Origin of the sequence: Methylobacter sp. BlB1 (assembly GCF_015476545.1) — a bacterium.
Classification (GTDB): Bacteria; Pseudomonadota; Gammaproteobacteria; order Methylococcales; family Methylomonadaceae; genus Methylobacter.
In genome coordinates this window covers 90647-92467 of sequence record NZ_JADMKV010000011.1, presented here as the reverse complement: position 1 = coordinate 92467, position 1821 = coordinate 90647, and the positions used below count along the sequence as shown (strand labels likewise).

Sequence of the window (1821 nt, the reverse complement as noted above, 5' to 3'; positions counted from 1 at the left end):
ACTTCGCGCAGCCATCGCGATGTTTTTGAGTCAAATTGGACTTGATGCACGAGAATCCCTTGTCCGGGACGTTTAAGCAAGCAGAAATCCGCAGTGTAACCATTCGTCTCGTACGGATATTTTTCCATCGGAGCGATAATAGCTATGCGATACACCTGACCAGGAACTAATGGTTCTGCCGGCACCTTTGTTGTATACACATCGGTCGTTTGACCATAGGGTATACACTGATCTGGCGTGAACGGGGGCAATTTTTTAAAACCGACATACCATACTTCCTCACCCTGTTCATCTACAACCTCTATCATTTCAAGATTTGCTTCACCAGCGCGGGTTTTTTCGGTGCTTTCAATGGAAAAACAAGGGACATTGCCACTTTGTCGAACAATAGCCGGACCATTTATTTTTCTTATCGGAGTACAGCCACTAATCAGCATAAGGAGCAGTGCGACGGCTATTGGTAAATAACAGAATAGTTTTTCTATCATATCTTAGGGCAGGTTATCGCTATTTGATGGATCAGTCAGGAAGTCCTTCAATGTTGTTTCATAGTCTTCAAGTGAGTATGTAGCAGGTGGGTTGGCACTCAGCTTATTTCTGACGACATCTGGTTTCTTAAGAAACTTCAAGGCAAAGTAGTCTGCCAAAATATCACCCTGAGCTTCCATATTGTAGTCACAGAACTTCCTCTGCGCATCAAGCGTGTATTTATAGTCCAGTCCTGGACGGAAAGCACCTCTGAACATAACCCAATAGCCCAGTTGATATTGCCATACATGGGTCATTTCATGTATGAACCAGGCTTTTTCGTAAACCGTTGAAGTTGAGAAGTCCTCTCGAAAATCCGAAGGGAGAAAATACATTTCCCCATCAGGTGTCACAGCAGTCCTGGCATTTTGCAGTCCAAAAGGGAAATAGCCTTCATTGTGGACCCGAACCCTAGCGTAGTTGATCGAATCCTTAAAGATTTTTTTCGCCATTTGAATCTCCCCCACAGTTAATCCTCGGGATTCATTTTCCGAGGTAACGTGCGAGCTATTTTGAGCGGCGATACCAATCGGTCCAGGTGACGGCGACCGGTGCTGAATGAGAGTACCTTCATCTATCACCGGCCTATTGGTTGATCCGCCCAGAGGGCCGTTATTGCCTGTCATGTTGACTCCTTGTAATTTCGAGAAAGTTAAACGTGTCTATCCTGTGGCTTATGCCGGTTTCCCGTTCCCAAGCGGTTCCTTGGATGAATGCGCATCAGCCCTGAACCGCCAGACTGTAAGCGCTTCCTGGTCGTTCCCGCGCGGGAATGCATACCGGGCTTGCACATGCCTGATACTTTCAAAGCCCGGTATCGGCTCCTGCGGAGGATTGTGGAAACCTGGGAACGACGATGATATGTTTTATCCAACCGCAGAGGACATAAAGAGCACGTATTGGGCAAATCCCGTCCCTGTCAACGGCATAATAGCGCAAGGCCAGATAAGCCGTCACCTGTCGCGCTATGTTCAGGATAATCATCGCCGTGCGCAAATCGCCGGATTCGCCGTGAACCGGGCCGCTGCCCTGGATGCGCAGCAGCTTGGGAGATAACCGCCGTAAATCAAAGCCCCCTTCAATGGGCTGATGCAGGATGCAAAGCCAAGGTGTTGACCAATTCGCGTTGTTACCAGGCTAGTCGTGATTTGAGCAGGACATTTGTTTGATCATGCCGATCAGGCATTGCATCAATCAAAAAAGAGGACAGAAACGGGACAACTTGTGCAGATTTAATGAATGGTGGCGATGGGTGGGATCGAACCACCGACCTTGGGGTTATGAATCCCACGC

The 1821-nt window shown here is 48.1% G+C and carries 3 protein-coding genes; 1 reads left to right on the top strand and 2 read right to left on the bottom strand.

Annotation, left to right across the window (positions count from 1 at the left end):
* Nucleotides 1–488: hypothetical protein (locus IT781_RS06570; protein WP_228778973.1), on the bottom strand; the 488-nt coding region annotated here is incomplete at its 3' end.
* A 3-nt stretch (nucleotides 489–491) separates the two neighbouring features.
* Nucleotides 492–1154: a hypothetical protein gene (locus tag IT781_RS06565; RefSeq protein WP_228778972.1), complete on the bottom strand. Its 663-nt coding sequence runs from the start codon at nucleotides 1152–1154 to the stop codon at nucleotides 492–494.
* Here IT781_RS06565 and IT781_RS06560 point away from each other — a divergent pair.
* Nucleotides 1153–1584: a hypothetical protein gene (locus IT781_RS06560; RefSeq protein WP_194969342.1), complete on the top strand. Its 432-nt coding sequence runs from the start codon at nucleotides 1153–1155 to the stop codon at nucleotides 1582–1584. The two genes, IT781_RS06565 and IT781_RS06560, sit on opposite strands and share 2 nt — an antisense overlap.
* The last annotated feature ends 237 nt before the right edge of the window (nucleotides 1585–1821 follow it).

Coding starts and splice junctions, on each gene's coding strand:
- IT781_RS06565 (WP_228778972.1), bottom strand. CDS start 1,154: ATGACAGGCAATAACGGCCCTCTGGGCGGATCAACCAATAGGCCGGTG.
- IT781_RS06560 (WP_194969342.1), top strand. CDS start 1,153: ATGTTGACTCCTTGTAATTTCGAGAAAGTTAAACGTGTCTATCCTGTG.